At 62.9% G+C, this 21039-nt stretch carries 24 protein-coding genes; 11 read left to right on the forward strand and 13 right to left on the reverse strand.

Annotated features, from left to right (window positions below):
* Position 1 precedes the first annotated feature (1 nt).
* The 3 genes from EXN22_RS24020 to EXN22_RS24030 all read right to left on the reverse strand — a co-directional run bounded on the left by EXN22_RS24020 (position 2) and on the right by EXN22_RS24030 (position 2108).
* Complete coding sequence (locus EXN22_RS24020) at positions 2 to 595, reverse strand: HAD family hydrolase (protein WP_130266385.1); 594 nt, start codon at positions 593 to 595, stop codon at positions 2 to 4.
* On the reverse strand, positions 592 to 1461 hold the full coding sequence (gene tesB / locus EXN22_RS24025; protein WP_130266386.1) for an acyl-CoA thioesterase II: 870 nt from the start codon (positions 1459 to 1461) through the stop codon (positions 592 to 594). Before tesB ends, EXN22_RS24020 begins: the two co-directional genes overlap by 4 nt.
* Positions 1462 to 1538: 77 nt before the next feature.
* A complete protein-coding gene (locus EXN22_RS24030; protein WP_130266387.1) occupies positions 1539 to 2108 on the reverse strand; it encodes a GNAT family N-acetyltransferase in 570 nt (189 codons plus the stop codon).
* Between the two features lie 143 nt (positions 2109 to 2251).
* Here EXN22_RS24030 and pmrG point away from each other — a divergent pair, with 143 nt between their 5' ends.
* Both pmrG and EXN22_RS24040 read left to right on the forward strand, forming a co-directional pair.
* The gene (gene pmrG, locus EXN22_RS24035; RefSeq protein WP_130266388.1) at positions 2252 to 2944 is read left to right on the forward strand and encodes a lipopolysaccharide core heptose(II)-phosphate phosphatase PmrG; all 693 of its coding nucleotides are present in this window, start codon (positions 2252 to 2254) and stop codon (positions 2942 to 2944) included.
* Between the two features lie 3 nt (positions 2945 to 2947).
* Entirely contained in the window at positions 2948 to 3796 is an 849-nt protein-coding gene (locus EXN22_RS24040; protein WP_130266389.1) for a phosphatase PAP2 family protein, read from the forward strand.
* Here EXN22_RS24040 and EXN22_RS24045 read toward each other — a convergent pair.
* Positions 3762 to 4190, reverse strand: coding sequence for an EamA family transporter (locus EXN22_RS24045; protein WP_130266390.1), 429 nt, complete (start codon positions 4188 to 4190; stop codon positions 3762 to 3764). The genes EXN22_RS24040 and EXN22_RS24045 overlap by 35 nt on opposite strands.
* Positions 4191 to 4289: 99 nt before the next feature.
* Between EXN22_RS24045 and EXN22_RS24050 the strand changes: the two genes are divergently transcribed.
* Both EXN22_RS24050 and EXN22_RS24055 read left to right on the forward strand, forming a co-directional pair.
* On the forward strand, positions 4290 to 5204 hold the full coding sequence (locus EXN22_RS24050; protein ID WP_130266391.1) for a histone deacetylase family protein: 915 nt from the start codon (positions 4290 to 4292) through the stop codon (positions 5202 to 5204).
* 149 nt (positions 5205 to 5353) lie between these two features.
* The gene (locus EXN22_RS24055; RefSeq protein WP_130266392.1) at positions 5354 to 6589 is read left to right on the forward strand and encodes a TIGR03862 family flavoprotein; all 1236 of its coding nucleotides are present in this window, start codon (positions 5354 to 5356) and stop codon (positions 6587 to 6589) included.
* 107 nt (positions 6590 to 6696) lie between these two features.
* Here EXN22_RS24055 and EXN22_RS24060 read toward each other — a convergent pair whose 3' ends face one another.
* The 3 genes from EXN22_RS24060 to yedA all read right to left on the reverse strand — a co-directional run bounded on the left by EXN22_RS24060 (position 6697) and on the right by yedA (position 9988).
* Complete coding sequence (locus tag EXN22_RS24060; RefSeq protein ID WP_130266393.1) at positions 6697 to 8028, reverse strand: DEAD/DEAH box helicase; 1332 nt, start codon at positions 8026 to 8028, stop codon at positions 6697 to 6699.
* Between the two features lie 74 nt (positions 8029 to 8102).
* Positions 8103 to 9059 carry a hypothetical protein gene (locus EXN22_RS24065; protein WP_130266394.1) on the reverse strand — a complete coding sequence of 319 codons (957 nt, stop codon included), beginning with the start codon at positions 9057 to 9059 and terminating at the stop codon, positions 8103 to 8105.
* Complete coding sequence (gene yedA / locus EXN22_RS24070) at positions 9056 to 9988, reverse strand: drug/metabolite exporter YedA (RefSeq protein ID WP_130266395.1); 933 nt, start codon at positions 9986 to 9988, stop codon at positions 9056 to 9058. Before yedA ends, EXN22_RS24065 begins: the two co-directional genes overlap by 4 nt.
* Before the next feature lie 153 nt (positions 9989 to 10141).
* Here yedA and EXN22_RS24075 point away from each other — a divergent pair, with 153 nt between their 5' ends.
* The gene (locus EXN22_RS24075; RefSeq protein WP_130266396.1) at positions 10142 to 10600 is read left to right on the forward strand and encodes an Lrp/AsnC family transcriptional regulator; all 459 of its coding nucleotides are present in this window, start codon (positions 10142 to 10144) and stop codon (positions 10598 to 10600) included.
* On the opposite strand, the gene EXN22_RS24080 is transcribed toward EXN22_RS24075, so the two are convergent.
* The 3 genes from EXN22_RS24080 to EXN22_RS24090 form a co-directional block, all read right to left on the reverse strand.
* Positions 10597 to 11199 carry a 3'-5' exonuclease gene (locus EXN22_RS24080; protein WP_130266397.1) on the reverse strand — a complete coding sequence of 201 codons (603 nt, stop codon included), beginning with the start codon at positions 11197 to 11199 and terminating at the stop codon, positions 10597 to 10599. The two genes, EXN22_RS24075 and EXN22_RS24080, sit on opposite strands and share 4 nt — an antisense overlap.
* Positions 11200 to 11218: 19 nt before the next feature.
* The gene (locus EXN22_RS24085; RefSeq protein WP_130266398.1) at positions 11219 to 11698 is read right to left on the reverse strand and encodes a LabA-like NYN domain-containing protein; all 480 of its coding nucleotides are present in this window, start codon (positions 11696 to 11698) and stop codon (positions 11219 to 11221) included.
* A 101-nt stretch (positions 11699 to 11799) separates the two neighbouring features.
* Entirely contained in the window at positions 11800 to 12546 is a 747-nt protein-coding gene (locus tag EXN22_RS24090; protein WP_130266399.1) for a DUF2076 domain-containing protein, read from the reverse strand.
* Between the two features lie 153 nt (positions 12547 to 12699).
* On the opposite strand from EXN22_RS24090, the gene EXN22_RS24095 reads away from it, so the two are divergent.
* Both EXN22_RS24095 and EXN22_RS24100 read left to right on the forward strand, forming a co-directional pair.
* Positions 12700 to 13368, forward strand: coding sequence for a YciC family protein (locus EXN22_RS24095; RefSeq protein ID WP_130266400.1), 669 nt, complete (start codon positions 12700 to 12702; stop codon positions 13366 to 13368).
* Between the two features lie 62 nt (positions 13369 to 13430).
* Complete coding sequence (locus tag EXN22_RS24100; RefSeq protein ID WP_130266401.1) at positions 13431 to 14510, forward strand: endonuclease/exonuclease/phosphatase family protein; 1080 nt, start codon at positions 13431 to 13433, stop codon at positions 14508 to 14510.
* Here EXN22_RS24100 and hrpB read toward each other — a convergent pair whose 3' ends face one another.
* Positions 14511 to 17036: an ATP-dependent helicase HrpB gene (gene hrpB, locus EXN22_RS24105; RefSeq protein WP_130266402.1), complete on the reverse strand. Its 2526-nt coding sequence runs from the start codon at positions 17034 to 17036 to the stop codon at positions 14511 to 14513.
* A gap of 118 nt (positions 17037 to 17154) precedes the next feature.
* On the opposite strand from hrpB, the gene EXN22_RS24110 reads away from it, so the two are divergent.
* On the forward strand, positions 17155 to 17574 hold the full coding sequence (locus tag EXN22_RS24110) for a polyribonucleotide nucleotidyltransferase (RefSeq protein WP_130266403.1): 420 nt from the start codon (positions 17155 to 17157) through the stop codon (positions 17572 to 17574).
* 25 nt (positions 17575 to 17599) lie between these two features.
* Positions 17600 to 18472: a cation diffusion facilitator family transporter gene (locus EXN22_RS24115; protein ID WP_130266404.1), complete on the forward strand. Its 873-nt coding sequence runs from the start codon at positions 17600 to 17602 to the stop codon at positions 18470 to 18472.
* A 26-nt stretch (positions 18473 to 18498) separates the two neighbouring features.
* Here the strand turns inward: EXN22_RS24115 and EXN22_RS24120 are convergent, their stop codons facing one another.
* Positions 18499 to 19266, reverse strand: coding sequence for a DUF6515 family protein (locus EXN22_RS24120; RefSeq protein WP_130266405.1), 768 nt, complete (start codon positions 19264 to 19266; stop codon positions 18499 to 18501).
* A 407-nt stretch (positions 19267 to 19673) separates the two neighbouring features.
* Here EXN22_RS24120 and EXN22_RS24125 point away from each other — a divergent pair, with 407 nt between their 5' ends.
* Positions 19674 to 20150 (forward strand): Lrp/AsnC family transcriptional regulator, encoded by a 477-nt coding sequence (locus tag EXN22_RS24125; RefSeq protein WP_130266406.1) that lies wholly within the window; start codon positions 19674 to 19676, stop codon positions 20148 to 20150.
* Between the two features lie 55 nt (positions 20151 to 20205).
* Positions 20206 to 20409 (forward strand): DUF2788 domain-containing protein, encoded by a 204-nt coding sequence (locus EXN22_RS24130; RefSeq protein ID WP_010222926.1) that lies wholly within the window; start codon positions 20206 to 20208, stop codon positions 20407 to 20409.
* Here EXN22_RS24130 and EXN22_RS24135 read toward each other — a convergent pair.
* Positions 20406 to 21035 (reverse strand): pseudouridine synthase, encoded by a 630-nt coding sequence (locus EXN22_RS24135; RefSeq protein WP_130266407.1) that lies wholly within the window; start codon positions 21033 to 21035, stop codon positions 20406 to 20408. The genes EXN22_RS24130 and EXN22_RS24135 overlap by 4 nt on opposite strands.
* Positions 21036 to 21039: the final 4 nt, after the last annotated feature.

Raw genomic sequence — 21039 nt, forward strand, 5'->3', positions numbered from 1 at the left:
CTCAATGGTCGAGCATCACCTGCAACGCCCGACAATCCGCCGCATGCCAGTCGGCAAGCTGCGGCCAGGGATTGTCCGGCAGGTTGACCAGGATCGTCCGCGCCCCGGCCGCACGACCACAGTCCAGGTCGAAGCGGTAATCGCCAACCATGACCATTTCAGTCGGCGCCACATCCCAGGCTTCGGCCAGTTTCAGCAAGCCGCCCGGGTGCGGCTTGGGCGGTGCTTCATCGCGACCGAGGATGTGCTCGACAGCAAAGCAGTCGGCCAGGCCGATTGCCTTGAGGGTGACATGCGCCAGCTCCCGGGCATTGCGGGTAAGGATGCCTAGCTGGCATCCACGTGCAGCCAGATCGCGAACCAGCTCCACAGCGCCAGTCGCAGGGCGCGACCCAATCGCCAACTCACGCTCATGCTCGAGCAACCAGGCGTGCTTGGCCGCAGCCTCATCGGCTGGCAAGGCCGCCAGGTGGGTGAGAATGTCGTGGGTCTGGGGAATTTCCAGCGCCTCCTTGATCGCCGCAAAATCATGCACGGCGACGGTCAGGGTGCCGTCCATGTCGAACACCCAATGGCGAATCTGCTGCAGGCTCATTGCCAATCCTTGCGATGACGAATCAGGCCTTCCTGGCACGATGAGGCCACCAGTTGCCCGGCCTGGTTGTAGATATTGCCACGGGCAAAACCACGGGCATTACCGGCCCACGGGCTGTCCATGGCGTACAGCAGCCACTGGTCGGCGCGCAGGTCGCCGTGGAACCACAAGGCATGGTCGAGGCTGGCGATCTGCATGTCCTTCTGCCACACCGATTTTCCATGGGGCAGCAGCGAGGTGGTCAGCAGGCCGAAATCCGAGGCGTAGGCGAGCATGTACTTGTGCAGCGCCGGCACGTCCGGCAGGTTGCCATCGGCGCGGAACCAGACGTACTTGACCGGTTCGCCCGGCTTGGGGTTGAACGGATCCACCGCGGTCACCGGGCGCATTTCGATCGGCTTGGCGCAGAGCATCTTGTCGCGAATGGTTTCAGGCAGACGATCGGCCATGCGCTTGGCCAGCTCGACTTCCGACGGCAGGTTTTCCGGGCCGACCACACTGGGCATCTGACTCTGGTGCTCGAAGCCTTCTTCGTCGTACTGGAACGAGGCGCTGCAGGTGAAGATGGTCTGGCCCTTCTGGATCGCCGTCACCCGCCGGGTGCTGAAACTGCCGCCATCGCGCACGCGGTCGACCGAATAGACCACCGGCATGCTGGCATCGCCCGGGCGCAGGAAGTAACCGTGCAGCGAATGCACATGGCGCGCTTCTTCGACCGTCTGACTGGCCGCCGACAGCGACTGGCCCAGTACCTGGCCACCGTACAACTGGCGAAACCCCAGGTCCTGGCTTCGCCCGCGGAACAGGTTTTCCTCGATCGACTCCAGGCTCAACAGGTCAACCAGATCGTCCAACACGTGGCTCATTCAAGATTCTCCAAGGCAATGCGCAACTGCGGCAAATAATACAGGGTTTGTCATTGCCAGCCTGTATGTTGTGCAATTCAGCCGCGCAGGGTGGCCTGCCACTGGGCGCGGTCAATGCGGTACAGCACGTGCGGTCGCAGGGGGTGGCCGGGCTCAAGTTTTGGGTGTTCGAAGCTGCCGGCCAGGTCCTGCTGCATGCCAATGGCCTGCATGACTTTCTGCGACGCCAGGTTGTGCTCGGTGGTGAACGACACCACCTGTTCCAGGCCCAGTTGAGCGAAGGCGCAACGCAGGCTGGTCCAGGCCGCTTCACTGGCAAAACCCAGCCCCCAATGGCGCCGGGCCAGGCGCCAGCCGATCTCAACGGCCGGGGCGAAGTCGGCGGCAAAACTCACGTTGAGAAGGCCAGTCATGCCGATGAACGCGCCGGTGTCCTTGCGTTCCAGGGCCCACAGGCCATAGCCGTACTCATTGAAGTGACCGCGGATCCTGCCGATCAGCGCGGCGCTCTCCAGCCGGGTCAATGGTGCTGGAAAATAGCGCATCACCTGAGGGTCGGCGCACATCGCCGCAAACTCCCGCAGGTCATCATCCTGCCATTGGCGCAACAGCAGCCGTGCGCTTTCCAGTTCCAGAATCGGGGTCATGCTCGGCTCCTTATCTACAGCCTGCAGTCTACAGCGTAGGTAACAACTTCTGCCTCCAAGCTATTTTTCACATCCATTTCACTCGCTCTGCACCTTGGGTTTTCTACAGTGCGCCCACTTGCGAACTTGCCTGAAGTGGTCCCATGTCTTCTTCTCTTACAACCCACACGCTTGACTGCACCGCCCCCAAAAAACGACGACGCGACAGGCGCTCGCGAAAATTCCTGACCGGGTTGGGGATTTTATTCACCCTGGTCGTCCTTGCATTGTGGTGGTCATCAAGGACACAAATCGTGGACCTGGGCAGCGATAATCAGATGCACAACAGTGGTGTCTATACCGACTGGGCGAAGGGCAACATCATTGTTTTGATCCGCCATGCCGAACGTTGTGACCGCTCGCCCAATCCATGCCTGGACGACCTCAGCGGCATTACCATAGAAGGCAGCCACGCAGCCAGCGAAGTGGGCGGTGCAATCCAGCGCCTGGGCATGGATAACGCTCAGGTGCTGAGCAGCCCGGAAGTCCGTACCCGGCAAACCGCGCACTTCATGTTCGGCAAGGCGATTGCCAGCCAAGACTGGTTGACCCAATGCGATAAGGGTTTTTCCCATGCTGCCTTCGAGCACAAGACCGCCGACCACAACCTGGTGCTGGTGACCCACAGCGGTTGCATCGATCAACTTGAGCGGCAGTTGAACGTTCCTGGCAGCGAACGCTCCAGTGCCTATGCCAGTGCCCTGTTTGTGTCCATGGGACGCAACGGCAAGGCGCGGATTCTCGGCCAGATGAACGCTAATGAATGGCACAAACTTGTTTCCAGCACAGGGAAGTAAACGATGCCTACTCCCTCTCGTCGCGCCTTCTACGTGAACAACCTAGGCTTGCCGCTGCTCCTTGCGGCCCTGGTTTTCCTTATGTTCGACCTCACCAGCCTGGACCGGTTGATCAGCAACCTGCTGCTTGACCCGCTCAGTGGCCAGTTCCCCTTGCTGCATAATCAGTGGTTCGAGAAAGTCACGCACAAGTGGCCGCGAATTTTGCCGAACTGGACGGGTGAACTGGCCGTAATCGGCCTGCTGCTGTCGTTCATCTGGCCACGTTTTGCCGCGTATCCACAGGCGATGCCCAGCCGTATGCTGGAGAAGTGGCGTATCGCTCCCGTGCTGCGCTTCACCACCCGCTATCGTCGAGACCTGCTGTTCGTGGTGGTGGCCTTCACCCTGTGCACCACAGTCATCCACTACCTGAAAAGTCATACCAGTGTGTATTGCCCGGTAGAGACCACTTTGTATGGCGGCACCCAGCTGCATCAGGAATGGTTCGTCAACTTCACCTGGCTGGACAAGCCCGGTGCCGGCCGCTGCTGGCCAGGTGGCCATGCTTCCAGCGGCTTTACCCTGTTGGCATTGTATTTTGTTGCCCTGCGCCACCGTTGGGCTCATGCACGCAAACTGCTGGTGGCGGTCCTGTTACTGGGCTTGGTTTACGGCACTGCCCGTGTACTGCAAGGCTGGCACTATATGTCGCACACGTTCTGGGCGGGCATTTTCGTCTGGCTGACCACCTGGCTGACGGCCCTGTTTTTTTACGGTCGGCTGACGTTGCAGGCACCCGCGCGTGCATGCACAAGGCAACGACCGCAGCCATTGGTCAACGCCACGCAAGCATCACTACGCCCAGAGTGACCAGGCTGATGCCAGCCCATTGGCGCAGGTCGAGCCTTTCACCCAACAGGGTCACCCCGAGCACCGCCACCAGGACCACACTGAGTTTATCCACAGGCGCCACTTGTGATGCCTGGCCCAGTTGCAAGGCGCGGAAGTAACAGATCCACGACGCGCCGGTGGCCAGCCCCGACAGCACCAGAAACAGGTAGCTGCGGGCAGAAATCGCGCTCAATGATTGGTACTGGCCGGTGGCATATACAATCAGCGCCAGGCTGACCAGCACCACCACCGTACGCAGCAACGTGGCGAAGTCGGCGTTGATACCGCTGATGCCGACCTTTGCAAAGATCGCAGTCAGGGCGGCAAAGATGGCGGATAACACCGCCCAGAAGGTCCAGGAAGCCAACACCATGAATACACCTGTGCAATGAGCCTGCCGCTCAGTGTAGAAGCTGGCGCAACAGCCTTGCCAACTGGCAAGATCAAGCTCTGTTTCGCTCAAGACCCTGCCATGCCCCTGCCGCTGATCTACCACGACGACTACAGCCCGGAATTTCCCGCCGAGCACCGCTTTCCGATGGACAAGTTCCGCCTGTTGCGCGATCACCTGGTCGCCAGCGGCCTGACCACGGATGCGGCGCTACTACGCCCGCAGATCTGCCCGAACGACATCCTCGCCCTGGCCCATGACCGCGCCTACATCGAGCGCTACATGAACGGCGAGCTGTCGCACGCAGACCAGCGCCGCCTCGGCCTGCCCTGGAGCGAGGCCCTGGCCCGGCGCACCGTGCGCGCAGTCGGCGGCTCGCTGCTGGCCGCCGAACAAGCGCTGGAGCATGGCATCGCCTGTCACTTGGCCGGCGGCACCCATCACGCCCATTACGATCACCCGGCCGGCTTCTGCATCTTTAATGACCTGGCAGTAATCAGCCACTACCTGCTTGCAGCCGGGCGGGTGCACAAGGTGCTGATTTTCGACTGCGACGTGCACCAGGGCGACGGTACCGCACGCATCCTCCACGACACCGCCGATGCCATCACCGTGTCACTGCATTGCGAGCAGAACTTCCCGGCACGCAAGGCGCAAAGCGACTGGGACATTCCCCTGCCCCGCGGCATGGGTGACCAGGCTTACCTGAAGGTGGTGGACGACGCGCTCAACTACCTGCTGCCGCTGTATCGCCCGGACCTGGTGCTGTACGACGCTGGTGTCGACGTGCACAAAGACGACGCCCTGGGCTATCTGCAGCTCACTGATGAAGGCGTTGCGGCACGTGACGAAAGCGTGCTGCGCCACTGTCTGGGACGTGACATAGCGGTCGTCGGCGTAATTGGCGGTGGCTACAGCAAGGACCGCGAGGCCCTGGCCCGCCGCCACGGGATACTGCACCACAGCGCCAGCCGCGTGCTGGGTTACTCACAATGACTGTGGAACCGCCTGTGGATAACCTGCGGGAAAGCCCTTCAACCCCTTTAACCACCTGGCCTTGAGCCTGCTGTACATTTTTTGACCAGTACTTCCCGGCGCCCCGCTAAGGTAGAATGCCGGCACTTTTTCCCAGCTTGCAGCCGACCATGACCGACAACCGCACCGCCGACCGCCCACACGTTGCCATTATCGGAGGCGGGCCGGCCGGATTGATGGCCGCCGAAGTGCTGAGCCAGGCTGGGGTCGCTGTCGAACTATACGATGCCATGCCTTCAGTGGGCCGCAAGTTCCTCCTGGCCGGGGTCGGCGGCATGAACATCACCCACTCCGAACCTTATCCTGCGTTCATCGCTCGCTATGCCGAGCGCGCCGGGGACGTCGCCCGCCTGCTCGAAGGTTTCGATGCCGACGTGCTGCGCCAGTGGATTCACGACCTGGGTATCGAAACCTTTGTCGGCAGTTCCGGCCGAGTCTTCCCCCGCGACATGAAAGCCGCGCCGCTGTTGCGCGCCTGGCTCAAACGCTTGCGCGATGCCGGCGTGGTTATCCACACCCGTCACCGCTGGTTGGGCTGGAACGCCGAGGGCGCCTTGCGGATCGCTTATCCACAAGGCGAGCTGACACTCAAACCGACCGCCACCGTACTGGCACTGGGCGGCGGCAGTTGGGCGCGGCTGGGCTCGGATGCCGCATGGCTGCCCTGGCTACAGGCGCAAGGCGTACAGATTGCGCCCTTGCAGCCCGCCAACAGCGGCTTCGAAGTCGCGGGCTGGAGCGCTGTGCTCAAGGACAAGTTCGCCGGTGCGCCACTGAAGAACATCGCCCTGAGCCTTGAAGGTCAGGCGCCACGGCTGGGTGAATGCGTGCTCACCACTGTTGGGCTCGAAGGCAGCCTGGTGTATGCCTGGTCGGCGCAGATTCGTCAGGCGATCAACCGCGACGGCAGCGCCAGGGTGCTGATCGACCTGTTGCCCAACCGGCCTGTGGATAACATCCGGCAGGCCCTGGCCAAGCCACGGGGTTCACGCTCGATGGCCAAGCATCTGCACAGTCAACTGGGGCTGGACGGGGTCAAGGCGGCGCTGTTGCGTGAACAGGCCGATCAGCAGACTTTTGCTGATCCGCTATTGCTGGCGCGGGCGATCAAAGCCTTGCCAATCACCCTGGTGCGCCCTCGCCCGCTGGATGAAGCGATCAGCAGTGCCGGCGGGGTGACCTTCGAAGCGCTGGATGAGCGTTTGATGCTCAAGCAGGTCCCTGGTGTGTTCTGTGCCGGTGAAATGCTCGACTGGGAAGCACCGACCGGCGGCTATCTGCTGACGGCCTGTTTTGCCAGTGGGCGCAAGGCTGCGCTCGGGTTGCTGGAGTGGCTTAACGGCTGAAAAATCGCGGGGCAAGTCGGGTCGCCGCATCGCCGCTCCCACAGGATTGATGCTCAGCCCTGTGGGAGCGGCGATGCGGCGACCCGACTTGCCCCGCGATGGCATACTCAAGGCTTGCGCTTGCGCGGCCCGGTGTTGAAGGCCGGCACCTTGCGTACCGGCTTGACCTGAGGTTCTGCCGCTGGCGTCTCGCCGCTGTCCATCCAACGCCCGAGGCTGCGTTTGCTGCTGCTCTCTTTGGGCTTCTTCGGCTTTTTCGGTTTTTTCAGCACCTGGCCATTGGCGTCGGTCATCGGCACCTTGTGGTCCGGACTGAAATCCGGCTCTTCATGGCGTGGCAAGGTCTTGCGGGTCAGGGTCTCAATCGCCGACAGCAACTGCACCTCATCGGCACACACCAGCGAAATCGCCTCACCGCTGTTGCCTTTGCGCCCGGTACGGCCGATGCGGTGAATGTAATCCTCGGCAACGATCGGCAGGTCGAAGTTGACCACCAGCGGCAGGTCGTCGATATCCAGGCCGCGCGCCGCTACATCAGTAGCCACCAGGATCTGGATCTCACGCGCCTTGAAGCTGTCCAGCGCGCGCTGGCGTGTGGCCTGGGGCTTGTCGCCATGGATACCGTCGGCATTGACGCCCTGGCCACGCAGGCGCTCGACCAGTTGGTCGACACCGTTGCGGGTCTTGGCGAACACCAGCACCTGCTTCCAGCGCTGCTTGCGCATCAGGTGGCTGAACAGTTCCGGCTTGCGCTTCTTGTCCACCGGCACGATCCACTGCTTGACGGTGCTGGCGGTGACGTTGCGTGGGCTGACTTCAATGCTCAGCGGGTCGTTGAGGGTCTGCGCCGCCAGTTGGCGGATCTCGTCGGAGAAGGTCGCCGAGAACAGCAGGGTTTGCCGGCGTGCCGGCAACGCGGCGTAGACCGCACGCAGCTCTTCGGCAAAGCCCAGGTCGAGCATGCGGTCGGCTTCATCGAGCACCAGCGCCTGCAACTGATTGAACTTCACCGCGTTCTGGCGGAACAGGTCGAGCAGGCGGCCCGGGGTGGCCACCAGCAAGTCCACGCCCTTGCGCAGCTTCATCATCTGCGGGTTGATGCTGACCCCGCCGTACACCGCATAGGTGCTCAACGGCAGGTGTTCGGCGTATTCACGGATGTTGGCGTGAACCTGCTCGGCCAGCTCGCGGGTCGGCACCAGTACCAGGGCGCGCACCGAGTTGCTGGCAACCTTGGCCCCTTCCAGCGTGAGGCGCTGCAGCAACGGCAGGGCAAAACCTGCGGTCTTGCCGGTGCCGGTCTGGGCGGCGGCCATCAGGTCGCGGCCAGCCAGCACCGCAGGAATGGCCTGGGCCTGGACCGGCGTCGGGGTGTTGTAGTCCAGGCGCTCGAGCGCGCGCAGCAAGGGTTCGATCAGGCCGAGTTTGGCGAAAGTCATGGCAATACCGTCTGGGGAATTCAGCAATGGCGGCAGTTTACCTTGTTCAGGCCCGGCGCGTGCCGCCATTGCTATCAGCCTGGCGGTTGAAAACGTACCTTGAGCAGACGATCGACCCCTTCACCCAGGTAGAACGAAAAGGGCCTGCCGCTCTGGTAGGCAACCGCGCGACAAGCATCGAACGCCTCAGGGTCACTGCGGATGAAATACGCGTAAGGCTGATACCGGACGGTACCCATCGAGCCGAACTCGAACACCAGCCGATCGACAGTCTCCGGACGCTGGATACGCACCCGCATGCCCCCCATCTCCAGGCGCTCGAGCAGTTGCTGGTCATCGAAAGTCAGCTGCGCCGGCGCCTGGATCTGCTCACCGCTGGCCATGCGCAGTTTCATCTCACCGCGCAGGTCGCTGCCACTGACATCGAATTCGGTCACCTCGAAAGGCAAGGTGGCATGCAGCCTGGCATTGGCCTCACAGATCATGTCGGCCTGCGGCTTTTGTGTGGTCGACTGCTCATTGCGCCGCAATTGCACGTCGATGTTCGAGAGAAAACTGAAATACAGGGGCAGCGATACTTCACCGAGCCCGACGACCTCTTCGGACGCCGGGCCGAAGTCGTAGACACCCAGGCCCAGCGTGCGCGCCTGACGCATGTCGACCCGCAGCCGGCCACTGAGCCGGGCGGCTTCACGAGCAGGCTCGAAGGACTCGAACAATGCTTGCAAATCCTGGCGCTGCCTGGTGTTCAGGGCATCATCGGCAAAGCGCACCTGCAAGGCGCGGCGGCTGTCTGGATCGAGCACAAGGTCGATCTTTTGCGTATCGATGCGCTGTGCGGCCATGATCTGCTGCAGCGCCTGGACATAGCGCGGATCGATCTCGTCACTGCCGCTGTTGAGGGTGACCGACTCCTGAAAATACAGCGTCATGAAGGTGCTTCTGTCGTCGCGCAACATGACCATGCACACCACGATCACTGCCACGCAACCCACGATCTTCACTGCCGTCCTGGCAATACGTCCTTTCATTTACAGAGTTCACCTTCCATGTCGCCAACAGGTTTGGCTTTTTCCACGGCCGGGCGGCGCCACTGCGGCACACCGATCAGCACAACGGCGCCAATGATAACCGCCATCGCCACGCACTCCTCGAAACCGATCTGTTCGCCGGCAAAAATAATCCCCAACAACACCGCTACCGCCGGATTGACGTAGGCATAGCTGGTAGCTGCTGCCGGGCGAACATGCTTGAGCAGGTACATGTAGGCGCTGAAGGCCAGGATCGAGCCGAAGAACACTAGGTAGGCCAGCGCCCCCCAACCGGCGGCAGTGGGCATCTGGGTCATGCGTTCGCCGCTCAACACACTGCCGAGCAGCAACACCACGCCACCCACCAGCATTTCTGCGGCACTGGCCATCGGCCCCTGGGGCAACGGCAGGCTTTTGCTCCAGACCGAGCCGAAGGCCCATGCGGCGGCGGCAAACAAAATGAGTGCGGCACCGACCGGGCTGGCTTGCAGGTTGGAGCCCAAGTTGAGCATGGCGATGCCGACCAGGCCCATGACAATCCCGGCCCACTCCAGGCGGGTGTTGCGATGGCCCCAGAACAGGCCGAACATCAGGGTGAACAGCGGCACCGTGGCCACTGCCAGGGCCGCCACACCCGAGGCTACCCCTGCGTGCTCGGCCAGGGTCACACCACCGTTGCCGCAGCTGAGCAGCAATACGCCAATGACACCCGCTGCTCGCCATTGCGGCCAGGTCGGTGCTGGCACACCGCGCCAGCGTAAAAAGCCGTAGAGCAAAGCGCCGGCAATGACAAAACGCACCCCCGCCATCAACAACGGTGGCCAGGACTCGACACCAATGCGAATCACCAGGTAGGTCGAGCCCCAGACCAGGTACAAGGCCAGAAAGGCGCCGATCAAGACTAACGGGAAGCGACGGGAGGTAGGCATGAGGGACTCGAATTATTGGTGTCGGGCAGTTAGTTTAGAAAGGCAACACAGTAAACATAAGTTACAAAACCTGTTTAAACCAACAGTACACTTTTGAAACAACGGTTCTTCTGGCCATGCGCCTTCGAATCGACAGCGACCTTCTGGAGCCCTATGGACAAGTACGATCGCATGCTCCTCAGCGCCCTGCTGGACAACGGCCGCGCCTCCTTCGCCGACCTTGCGCGCAAGGTCAACCTGTCGGCCCCGGCGGTCGCCGAACGGGTAGCCAAGCTTGAAGCCAGCGGGGTGATTACCGGTTATCAGGCCAAGGTCGACCTGGAGAAGATCGGCCTGCCGATCCAGTGCGTGATCGAGCTGCGCCTGGCCAGCCATGGCAACCAGCAGGCTTATGAGCAACTCATGCAGATCCCGCAGTTGACCGAGTGCCACCGGGTGACCGGCGATCCCTGCGTGATCATGCAGGCGGCCGTGGCCTCGATGCCGGAACTGGAGGAGTTGATCAACCGCGTTGCCCAGTTCGGCTTCAGCAAGACTTCGATCATTCTTTCCAGCGCCGTGGAGCGGCGATTGCCGCTGGGCCATCTGGAGCACAACGGCAAGAAGACCTAACGGTAGCTTTTCAGCGCTTCGCCGATCTTGGCGGCAGGGACTTTCTGCAGGCTGCAGAACAACTTGTGGGAAACGCCGTTGACGCCCTGCTGGCGCAGCTGCCCGGCCAGGTGCTGGGCGAGGTTCGCGGCCATTTCTGCATCGGCCATGGCCCGGTGCGCTGTACCGGTGTCGGGTAGGCCGGCCCAACGGGTCAGAGTGCCGAGCTTGTGGTTCGGCGCCGATGGCATCAGGCGTCGCGCCAGCAACATCGAGCAGGCAAACCGCTGGCTGCGGCTACGACCGATCTGGGCAAGCTCAAAATCCCAGAACTTCTGGTCGAACGAGGCATTGTGCGCCAGCATCGGCGTGTCACCGACGAACTCGGCCACCTCGTTCATCACCCGGGCAATCGGTGGTGCGCTGCGCAACATCGCGGTGGTGATGCCGGTCAATCCAGCGACAAACGCAGGTACCGGGACCCCGGCATTCATCAGGCTTTGATAGCGCTCGACGATGCGCCCGCGCTCCAGCATGACCACCGCCACTTCCGTGGCCCGGCATCCGGCGCCGGGTGAAATACCGGTGGTTTCAAAGTCGATGACAGCAATACGTTCCAAAACGACAACCTCAGAAATCTTAATGCTTGAGCAGCAGGCCGCCCTCGATAGGTACATAACGGCTGGCGGCGCGAATCAGTGAATTGGCGGTGAGCCCCGGCACACCATAGGCAACGGCCGCAATGCCGTGGCGACTGATGACACGCTCCAGCAGCAGGTCGAAATCACCATCACCTGAGGCCAGCACTACCTCATCGACCCGCGCGGCGGCGTCGATCACGTCGAGAGTGATGCCCACGTCCCAGTCGCCCTTGGCCGAGCCGTCGCTGCGCTGGATGTAGGGTTTGAGTTTGACGGTGAAACCGAGGTTGCGCAGGATCTGCTGAAACTGCTGCTGCTTGCTGTCGCCGCGATCAATGGCATAGGCCACGGCCTCGACGATCTGCCCGTGCTGGCTGATATCGGCCCACAGCGCCGCGTAGTTGAAATGGCAACCGTAGGCCTGGCGCACGGTGTAGTAGAGGTTTTGTACGTCGGCGAATACCGCGATCTTCTTCACCGTTTGTCCTCATGGCGCCGCGGCGCTGTTGGCGGCAGCCGCACACCGGAGCCGTTTCGGCGCCCAGTATGCCAGCCCGCAGGCCATGCAGGTAGGCGCGATCAGACGAAGCTGTCGTCGCCACCGTCGAAGAAGCCGCCATCGTCACTGCCGTAGTCGGTGTCCATGAAGCCGCCCTGATCATTGCCATAGCTGCCGTTATCAGCGCTCAGGCGCTGATCGTCGTTGCTACCCCAGCCGCCGCTGTCGCTGGCCGGGACCGGTTCGTCCTTGATCACCTCGACCACTTCTTCAGGCTGCGAATGGTGGTTGAACAGGCTGCTGATGCCCTGGGCGAGCATTACCCCACCGGCCACGCCGGCGGCGGTTTGCAGCGCGCCACCGAGAAAACTGCTAGCACCGCCACGCGCGGGTGCCTGGGCCGGTGCGGCGTTGAAACCCTGCTGTTGGGCAGGCTGGTTGAATGACGGCCGAGACGGTTCGCGCCAACCGCCACTACTGGCAGGAGCGCTGGCCGCCGCCTGGTGTTGCAGCGGCTGTGGATCGCGGGTGCCGCTGCCGAAGATGCTCGACAAGAAGCTACCGCTGTTACTCGGCGCCGTGGCCGCAACCTGGGCCTTGGCCTGGTTCAGCTCGGCCTGCAGTTGTTTGTTCTGCTCGTCCAGGCGCTTGAGCGCAGCCTCTTGCACCAGGATCGCCTGGGCCATGTAGTAGGGCGCCGCCGGTTGCTGCTGCAGGTGTTCGGCAATACGTGCCTGAGCCTGGGCGTCACGCGGCACGGACGGGTCCTGGGCTTGCTTGAGTCGACCGAACAGGCCGTCGATCAGGGTTTGTTCTTCACTGTTCATGGGCAACCTCACTGCAAAACCGGAAAATTCGAGTACGGGTAAAATGGGGTGCCGGGCCTTCGGATTCAACACAAGGCGGAATTAAACTTTCTTCAGGTTGGCCTGCGGCTGGGCTAAAGTGACGCCCTGCTTTTTTCAATGCGATATCGACTGATGAATCCGCTTAGCGTTCTGCGCGACTCCTTGTATTTTTTCCGCCGCCACCTGCTGAGCATTGCCCAGCTGTGCCTGCCGCTGGTGGTGCTCGAAACACTGTGCAGCCATCTGCTGTACCAGCAACTGGGCAAGGACGCTTCGCCTGGCTACGGCATGCTGGTCGGCCTGCTGTTCTACCCGCTGTACAGCGCCGCGCTGATCCTCTACCTCGACACCCGCAGCAACGGCTACACCCCGCTCAAGCGCAACTTGCTGGCCATGGCCCTGCGCCTGTGGCCGTCGTTCGCCCTGATGGTGATGCTCAGCTCGTTGCTGATCGTGGCTGGCGCGGCGCTGTTCATCATTCCCGGCATCTGGGTCATGATTCACCTGGTGTTCGCCGAGTACGTACTGGTACTGCGCGGCCTGCCGCCGATCGAAGCCATGCGTGAAAGCTTCAAGCTCAGCACCGGTAATTTCTGGCGCATCGTCAGTTGCATTCTTGGCGTGCTGGCGCCACTGTGGCTGATCGATGGCCTGAGCATGATGCTGCTGCCAGAGCCTTCGGCCCTGGTGCAACTGCTCATGGACAGCGTCAACAGTTTCCTGCAGCTGTTCAGCACCGTAGTCATGTTCCGCTTGTACATGCTGGTCAGCGAACCCGTTGCAGAGCCACCGCTGCCCTGACTGGTTAGCGGACGAACGGCTCGGGTATGCTTGGTGGTGACCTGCCAAGCCAAGCCGAGCCGATGACCCGACTACTGCGCAACGCCCTGCTGACCCTGCTTGTTCTGTTCGCCCTGCTGTGGCTGCTGGCCGCTCAACTGAGCTGGCAAGCCGAGCCGCGTGAAGCCCTGCCGGTCAGTTGCCGGGCCAGCAACGCGGCGCTGGTACCAGGCCAGGTGCTCAAGGTGATGACCTGGAACGTTCAGTACCTGGCCGGCAAACGCTACGTGTTCTGGTACGACCAGGGCCGTGGCGACGATACCCGCCCTACCCCGCAGGACCTCGCCTTCAACCTCGATGAAGTGGTGCGGGTGATCCGCGCCGAACAGCCCGACATCGTCCTGCTCCAGGAACTGGACAACAACGCCAAGGCCAGCGACTACCAGGACCAACTGGCGTTGCTGCGAGAGCGTCTGGTGGATATCTACCCCTGTGCAGTACAGGCCTATGACTGGAAAGCCGATTTCGTCCCCGACTGGCACATCTTCGGCAGTGTCGGCCGTACCCTCGCGACCCTGAGCCGCTACCCGATCAAACAGGCCGAGCGCATACAACTGCCGGTTGCCGCCAGTAACGTCCTGCAACGCTTGCTGCAGCCTCAGCAGGCCATCCTTGCCAGCTACCTGCCACTGCGCGATGGCGGTCAATTGGCGGTGCTCAACACCCATCTGGCGGCCTTTGCAGCGGGCAGTGATATCCAGCGCCAGCAGGTGCAACAACTGGCGCACGTGCTCGACAAGCTGGAAAGCCAGGGCACGCCCTGGTTGATCGGCGGCGACTTCAACCTGCTGCCGCTCGGCCAGTACCGTCGGCTGTCGGCCGAGCTGCGCGGCCAGTACAACGCCGACAGCGACCTGCACCTGCTCTGGGACAAGTACCCGATGATCCCCAGCAATGCCGAGGCCAGCGGCGCCGAGCGCGCGGCCTGGCTGACCCACGCCCCCAACGACCGCAACCCGCAAGGCCCGGACCGCACCCTAGACTACCTGTTCCATAGTCCGAAGCTGCAGCGTCTGGGGGCACGGGTAATTCAGCAGGATACCCTGGAAATTTCCGATCACCTGCCCGTGACGGCACGCTTGCTGTTGCCTCTGCAGCCCTGACTATTTGCGGGGTTTGGCCCGCGCCGTGGCTTCGGCCACCAGCGGGTCATCCGGCCAGTAATGTTTGGGATAGCGTCCTTTAAGGTCCTTCTTCACCTCGGCATAGGTGCTGCGCCAGAAGTTGGCCAGATCCTGGGTCACCTGCACCGGCCGCCGCGCTGGCGACAGCAGGTGCAGCAGGACCTGTTGCCGGCCTTGGGCAATGCGCGGCGTTTGCGCCAGGCCGAACAGCTCCTGCAAGCGTACGGCAAGGATCGGCGGGGTTTCGCTGTAATCCAGGCGGATGTTCGACCCCGAGGGCACGCTCAGGTGAACCGGCGCCCATTCATCCAGGCGCTGGGGCAGCGGCCAGGGCAGGAGGTTGCGCAGGATCGACGACAGATCGAGCTGGGCGAAATGGCTCAGGCGGGTGACCTTGCCCAGGTAAGGCTGCAACCAGTTGGACAGATTCGCCAGCAGCGCGGCATCGCTCAGGTCCGGCCACTCGCTCTGACCACTGTTGGCCAGGTCGAGCTGGCGCAACAGCGCCACACGCGCCTGCCACTGGCGCAGCTCCGGGGTCCATGACAACAGTTCCAGGCCCTTGCGCCGCACCAGTTCCAGCAGTGCCTTTGCGCGGGCGTCTTCGTCCAGGCCGGTCAGCGGCTCGCGGCTGAGCACCAGCTCACCGACCTTGCGCTGGCGCTCGGCGCGCAGGGCGTTTTCGCGTTCGTCCCAGTCGAGGATATCCAGGCTGCGCACTTGTTCGGCCAGCACCCCATCGAACAGCGCCGGGTCGAAGTCGGCGGCCAGATAGATGCGCTCCTCACGCTGGCCCTGACGGCTGCCCAGGTCAGCGATCACCAACCACGGATGCTTCATCAAGGCATCGGCTTCGCCGAACAGCGCGGCGCGACCGTTGGCCAGGCGATACTCCGCGCCACCGGCGCGCCGCTGCAGAGCGACACGGTCCGGATAGGCCAGCGCCAACAAGGCGCCCAGCCAGCGCGGATGTTCAGGATCGGTGACCGCTGAAGTGGCTTTGCCACGCAAGTTGCCACGGTACTGGCGAGCCAGTTGCCGGGCGCGCTGCACGCCGCCCTGCCCACTTTTGGCCGCACGGGCTTCGCCACTGAGCAGGGCCAGGCGGCTGTGCAGGTCGGCACCGCCGCCGCGCAAAATATCGCGTTCACCGAGCAAGGCGGCGACGTCGCACGCCATGTCGGCCAGGCCCAGGTCCTGGCCGCGCAGCAGCAAGTGGGCGATGCGCGGATGCGCCGGCAATTCGGCCATGGCCTGACCGTGGCCGCTCAGACTGTCCAGGTTATCGGCCTTGAATGCGCCCAGGCGCTGCAACAGGTCCAGCGCCTGGCCATAGGCGGCAGCAGGCGGCTGGTCGAGCCAACGCAATTGCTCGGGGGTTACGCCCCAGCGCGACAGTTGCAAGGCCAGGCCGGCCAGATCGGCCTGGAGGATTTCAGCAGCGCCGTACGCCGCCAGTTGCTCGTGCTGGGCTTCGGACCACAGGCGATAACAGACACCGGGCTCAAGCCGTCCGGCCCGGCCAGCGCGCTGGGTGGCACTGGCGCGGGAGATGCGCTGGGTGTCCAGGCGGGTCATGCCGCTGCCCGGATCAAAGCGCGGCACCCGGGCAAGACCTGCGTCGACCACCACACGCACGCCGTCGATGGTCAGGCTGGTCTCGGCGATGTTGGTCGCCAGCACCACCTTGCGCTGACCGGCCGGCGGCGTGTCGATGGCCGCGCGCTGGGCATTGAGGTCGAGCTCGCCATGCAGCGGGCAGAGCAGGATGTCGCGGCGATCGCCGAGAGCATCCTGCAACGATTGATGCACCCGGCGAATCTCCGCCTGGCCGGGCAGGAATACCAGCACACTGCCCGACTCATCAGCGATCGCTTGCAGCACGGTGTCGACCACCCGCGGCTCGATGAACTCACCTGGCTGGAAGGGGCGCCCCCAGCGAACATCGACCGGGTACATGCGCCCTTCGCTGCTGACTACCGGGGCATCGTCGAGCAAGGCCGACAGGCGCTCGCCCTCGAGGGTGGCCGACATCAGCAGGATCTTCAGCGCAGGATCCTCGCGCAGCAGCTCACGACCGTTGAGGCTCAAGGCCAGGGCCAGGTCGGCATCCAGGCTGCGCTCGTGAAACTCGTCGAAGATCACCAGCCCCACCCCGTCCAGCGCCGGATCGGCTTGCAGGCGTCGGGTCAGAATCCCTTCGGTGACCACCTCGATCCGCGTGTTCGGGCCAACCTTGCTGTCCAGGCGAATACGGTAACCAACGGTTTGCCCAACCTGCTCACCCAGCTCGCTGGCCAGGCGTTCGGCCGCCGCCCGTGCTGCCAGGCGTCGTGGTTCGAGCATGATGATGCGCTGCCCGGCCAGCCACGGTTCATCGAGCAGCGCCAGCGGCACGCGGGTGGTCTTGCCGGCGCCGGGGGGCGCTTCGAGCACCGCTTCGTGGCGCTGGCTCAAGGCAGCGCGCAAGGCTGGCAGTACGGCATCGATCGGTAATGATTTCATGGTGGCCCTCAAACAATCCGCCGAGTATAACGGCGAACCGAGCCTGCCTTATCATGGTCTTAGCTGTAGATGCAGGCTCTTTGCCTGTATCTTTGTCGCCTTCATTCCGGAGATTTCCATGCGTATTCCCTCCCGTGTCATTGGCGGCGTCGTGGTCGCCACCCTGCTGACCCAACTGACGGCCTGCGGCACCCTGTTCTTTCCCGACCGGCGCGGCCAGATCGAAGGCAAGATCGACCCAGTGGTCGCCGCCCTCGACGCCGTCGGCATTCTCTTCTATGTCATCCCCGGCCTGATCGCTTTCGGCATCGACTTCGCCACCGGCGCCATCTACCTGCCAGGCGGCAGCACTGCCCAGGTCGCCCCCGAGAAACTCAACCAAGCCATCAGCGCCGACGGCAAGGTCGACAACAGCAAGCTGCAGGCTATTGTCGAAAGCGAACTGGGCCAGCGCCTGCCGCTCAACGACCCGCGGCTGATCCAGCACAAGGGCAGCGTCGAGCAACTGGCCATGTATGGCCTCAAGCCCGCAGCCTGATCCCTCACAGGAAGCCCCCTTCGGCATGATCCCCTCGGCTGAACACCAACGCCTGCTGCGCCTGGCCACCCGCGCGTCCTTGGCGGTGGCCAGTATCCTGATCCTGAGCAAGGCGCTGGCCTGGTGGCTCAGCGGCTCGGTCAGCCTGCTGGCCGGGCTGACCGATTCGGCGCTGGATGGGGTCGCCTCGTTTCTCAACTTGCTGGCGGTGCACTACGCCCTGCGCCCGGCCGATGACGATCACCGCTACGGTCACGGCAAGGCCGAAGCCATGGCTGGCATGGCCCAAGCGCTGTTCATCGGGGTCAGTGCGGTGCTGATTGGCGTGCAGGCGCTGGAACGGTTGCAAAATCCGCAACCGCTGGGTGATACCGGCGTTGGTATCGCGGTGATGCTGTTGTCGCTGGTGCTGACCATTGGCTTGCTGACACTGCAAGCCAAGGTGATCCGCATCACCGGCTCAACGGCGGTGCGCGCCGACTCCCTGCATTATCGCTCCGACCTGCTGCTCAACGGCAGCATCCTGGTGGCGCTGCTGCTGGCGCGCTTTGGCTGGCCGCAGCTGGATGCAATCTTCGGCTTGGGCATTGCCCTGTACATCCTCTGGAGCGCCCTGCAGATTGCCCGGGAAAGCAGCTCGATCCTCATGGACCAGGAGCTGCCCGGCGACATCAGCGAGCAGATGCTGGCACTGGCCTGCAGTGTGCCCGGGGTCCGCGGCGCCCATGACTTGCGCACGCGGGTGTCGGGTAGCCACTGGTTTGTGCAGTTGCACCTGGAGTTACCGGGGGATTTGTCGCTGACTCAGGCCCATGCCTTGTGCGACCAGGCAGCGGCGGCGATCAACAGCAAGTACCCGAAGGCTGAGGTGCTGGTGCATGCTGATCCGGTGATCTGAGGCGGTTGGCCCGCCCCCACAAGATCTCAATTGACGCTGTAGCCCCGCCCCGTCAGGCAAGCACCCTGCGCCCGCCGATAGCTATCGGCCACCTGCGCCGAGGGCGCATAGCTGGCCGCCGCCGGATCGAAGCCGGTCTGCTGCACGGCCCAGCGATGGCATTCATAACGGTCGCGATCAAGCTGCTGGGGGCTCTGGTCCTGGGCCGGATAGGCGATCACCTCATAGCCGGGGCCATTTTGCAGCGGCGCACTGGCCGTTGGTGGATTGACCACCACGTACTCGCGACTGTCCTCCAGGTACTGGTAATAGGTACCCGCGGCAAGGAACAACAAAGCATTGCCAATCCAGACTTGCCGGGCGTAATCGGGCAGGGAGTTGACCCGCACACCATAGGGCGGGGTCACCACCACATAGCGCGGGCCTTGTGGCCGGTACCAGTAGCCACCGGAGTAGAAGTAGTCATGCCCACGGTAGGGTACTTTCCAGTATTGCTCGGGAAATTGCTCGATGCTGTGCCCTGGACGGTATTGCGGCCCAGGCCCCCAGCCATCGCCGTGGCCATCCGGATAGCCTGCCTGGTAGTAGCGGTTGTCATTGCGCCGGGGAATGTCCTGGTAGTAGCCAGTACGCGGCGTCTGGGTCTGGCGCACTTCATCGGGCCGCGATTGCAGCGGTGAGCCGCCATGGCGCGGCTCGCCATGAGACGCTTCCGGCCCTTCGGCCAGCAGCGACAAATGGACACTCATGCACAGCAAACCAACACCCGCCATACGCCAGACGCGCGACTTCATGCTTTTTCTCTCGAACCGATAACAAGGGGCCTGGGAATACTTTATCAGGCCGTCTGCCACGGGTTATCGGCCGCCAGATGAAATTCAGGCAATAAAAAAGGGAGACCCTGGGGTCTCCCTTTGAGAATTTTGTCCGTGCTCGGCGCTTGTGGCACCGGCTCACCTCACGCCGTCTTGTGGACAGTGTGTAGCCCGGGGGCCGAGCACAACCTGGTGGGGTTGCTGGCCGCAGCAGGCCTGATTCGGCCCGCCGCACTGGACTGATGTCCGGGCAGTGATTCTGGTGATAAGAATACGGTGATGACAGCGGCACAGGATTGCTAAGATTGCTCAATTAAATATCACTTGCGCAATTTTTGCCTACAGATCGATAATTCAACGCAATCCAAACAGAATGAGCCACTTCCATGAGCAAGCTTGACCGCTATGACCTGAGCATTCTTGCCGAACTGCAGCGCGATGCGCGCATTTCCAACCAGGAACTGGCCGAACGCATCGGCCTGTCGCCTTCGCCCTGCTCGCGCCGGGTCAAGCAACTGGAAGATGACGGCTACATTGCCCGCCAGGTCGCCCTGCTCGACCGCAAGAAGCTAGGCCTGAGCCTGACGGCCTACGTATTGATCGGCATGGACCGCCACACCCCGGAGCGCTTCGAGACCTTCGAGGCCGCGATCCGCAGCCTGCCGCAAGTGCTCGAATGCAGTCTGGTCACAGGGATGGATGCCGACTACCAGTTGAAAGTCGTGGTGCCCGACATGGACCATTACCAGCAGTTGCTGCTGGGCCACCTGACACGCATCGAGGGCGTTACCAGTGTGCGTTCCAGTTTCGTTCTCAATCAGGTGCTGGCCAGCACCGAAATGCCGCTCACGCACCTGCGTTAGTCAGGCAGGCAAGCGGGGCGTATAATCACGCGCCTCAACCTGCCGGAGTAGATCGATGGATCCTGCGTTGTTCGAAGAGTGGATGATGACCATCCTGGTTACCATCCTGATTGGTTTCATGGGTTTTATCGTCTGGGACCTGGCGAAAAAATCCAAGGCCGGCAAGTTCGGCACCTTCATCCTGTTTTTCGTGCTGGGCCTGGGCATCCTCGCCTTCATCATCAAAAGCGTGGTGATCGGCTTTATCGAAGGCGTCTAAAGCCTGGGCGGCACTTCGCGCCATTGCCCCTGACCGAGGCCATCAAGGCACCAATCGCCGATCCGCACGCGCACCAGGCGCAGGGTCGGCAAGCCAACCGCAGCAGTCATGCGCCTCACCTGGCGATTGCGTCCTTCCTTGATCACCAGTTCCAGCCAGCTTGTCGGTACGCTTTTGCGAAAGCGTACTGGCGGATTGCGTGGCCACAGCCCCGGCTCGTCGAGCTGACGGGCCTGGGCGGGCAAGGTCGGGCCGTCGTTGAGTTCAACGCCATCACGCAAGCGCTGCAGTTGCTCTGCGCTCGGCTCCCCCTCCACCTGCACCCAATAGGTTTTCGCCAGCTTGTGTTTGGGGTCGGCAATGCGCGCCTGCAACTGGCCGTCGTTGGTCAGCAGCAACAAGCCTTCGCTGTCACGGTCCAGGCGCCCCGCCGGGTAGATGCCGGGGATGGCGATGAAATCCTTGAGGGTGGCGCGCCCTTCGCCATCGCTGAACTGGGTCAGCACGTCAAAGGGTTTGTTGAACAGGATCAACCGCGGCTCGGCCGGCGGCGCCTTGGCTTGGCGACGCGGGCCGGCGGGTTTGGCCGCGGGACGCCGCGGCTTGGAACGTGGGGGTAACGGCATGGGG

Origin of the sequence: Pseudomonas tructae, assembly GCF_004214895.1 — a bacterium.
GTDB lineage: Bacteria > Pseudomonadota > Gammaproteobacteria > Pseudomonadales > Pseudomonadaceae > Aquipseudomonas > Aquipseudomonas tructae.

Coding starts and splice junctions, on each gene's coding strand:
- EXN22_RS24020 (WP_130266385.1), bottom strand. CDS start 595: ATGAGCCTGCAGCAGATTCGCCATTGGGTGTTCGACATGGACGGCACC.
- tesB (WP_130266386.1), bottom strand. CDS start 1,461: ATGAGCCACGTGTTGGACGATCTGGTTGACCTGTTGAGCCTGGAGTCG.
- EXN22_RS24030 (WP_130266387.1), bottom strand. CDS start 2,108: ATGACCCCGATTCTGGAACTGGAAAGCGCACGGCTGCTGTTGCGCCAA.
- pmrG (WP_130266388.1), top strand. CDS start 2,252: ATGTCTTCTTCTCTTACAACCCACACGCTTGACTGCACCGCCCCCAAA.
- EXN22_RS24040 (WP_130266389.1), top strand. CDS start 2,948: ATGCCTACTCCCTCTCGTCGCGCCTTCTACGTGAACAACCTAGGCTTG.
- EXN22_RS24045 (WP_130266390.1), bottom strand. CDS start 4,190: ATGGTGTTGGCTTCCTGGACCTTCTGGGCGGTGTTATCCGCCATCTTT.
- EXN22_RS24050 (WP_130266391.1), top strand. CDS start 4,290: ATGCCCCTGCCGCTGATCTACCACGACGACTACAGCCCGGAATTTCCC.
- EXN22_RS24055 (WP_130266392.1), top strand. CDS start 5,354: ATGACCGACAACCGCACCGCCGACCGCCCACACGTTGCCATTATCGGA.
- EXN22_RS24060 (WP_130266393.1), bottom strand. CDS start 8,028: ATGACTTTCGCCAAACTCGGCCTGATCGAACCCTTGCTGCGCGCGCTC.
- EXN22_RS24065 (WP_130266394.1), bottom strand. CDS start 9,059: ATGAAAGGACGTATTGCCAGGACGGCAGTGAAGATCGTGGGTTGCGTG.
- yedA (WP_130266395.1), bottom strand. CDS start 9,988: ATGCCTACCTCCCGTCGCTTCCCGTTAGTCTTGATCGGCGCCTTTCTG.
- EXN22_RS24075 (WP_130266396.1), top strand. CDS start 10,142: ATGGACAAGTACGATCGCATGCTCCTCAGCGCCCTGCTGGACAACGGC.
- EXN22_RS24090 (WP_130266399.1), bottom strand. CDS start 12,546: ATGAACAGTGAAGAACAAACCCTGATCGACGGCCTGTTCGGTCGACTC.
- EXN22_RS24095 (WP_130266400.1), top strand. CDS start 12,700: ATGAATCCGCTTAGCGTTCTGCGCGACTCCTTGTATTTTTTCCGCCGC.
- EXN22_RS24100 (WP_130266401.1), top strand. CDS start 13,431: ATGACCCGACTACTGCGCAACGCCCTGCTGACCCTGCTTGTTCTGTTC.
- hrpB (WP_130266402.1), bottom strand. CDS start 17,036: ATGAAATCATTACCGATCGATGCCGTACTGCCAGCCTTGCGCGCTGCC.
- EXN22_RS24110 (WP_130266403.1), top strand. CDS start 17,155: ATGCGTATTCCCTCCCGTGTCATTGGCGGCGTCGTGGTCGCCACCCTG.
- EXN22_RS24115 (WP_130266404.1), top strand. CDS start 17,600: ATGATCCCCTCGGCTGAACACCAACGCCTGCTGCGCCTGGCCACCCGC.
- EXN22_RS24120 (WP_130266405.1), bottom strand. CDS start 19,266: ATGAAGTCGCGCGTCTGGCGTATGGCGGGTGTTGGTTTGCTGTGCATG.
- EXN22_RS24125 (WP_130266406.1), top strand. CDS start 19,674: ATGAGCAAGCTTGACCGCTATGACCTGAGCATTCTTGCCGAACTGCAG.
- EXN22_RS24130 (WP_010222926.1), top strand. CDS start 20,206: ATGGATCCTGCGTTGTTCGAAGAGTGGATGATGACCATCCTGGTTACC.
- EXN22_RS24135 (WP_130266407.1), bottom strand. CDS start 21,035: ATGCCGTTACCCCCACGTTCCAAGCCGCGGCGTCCCGCGGCCAAACCC.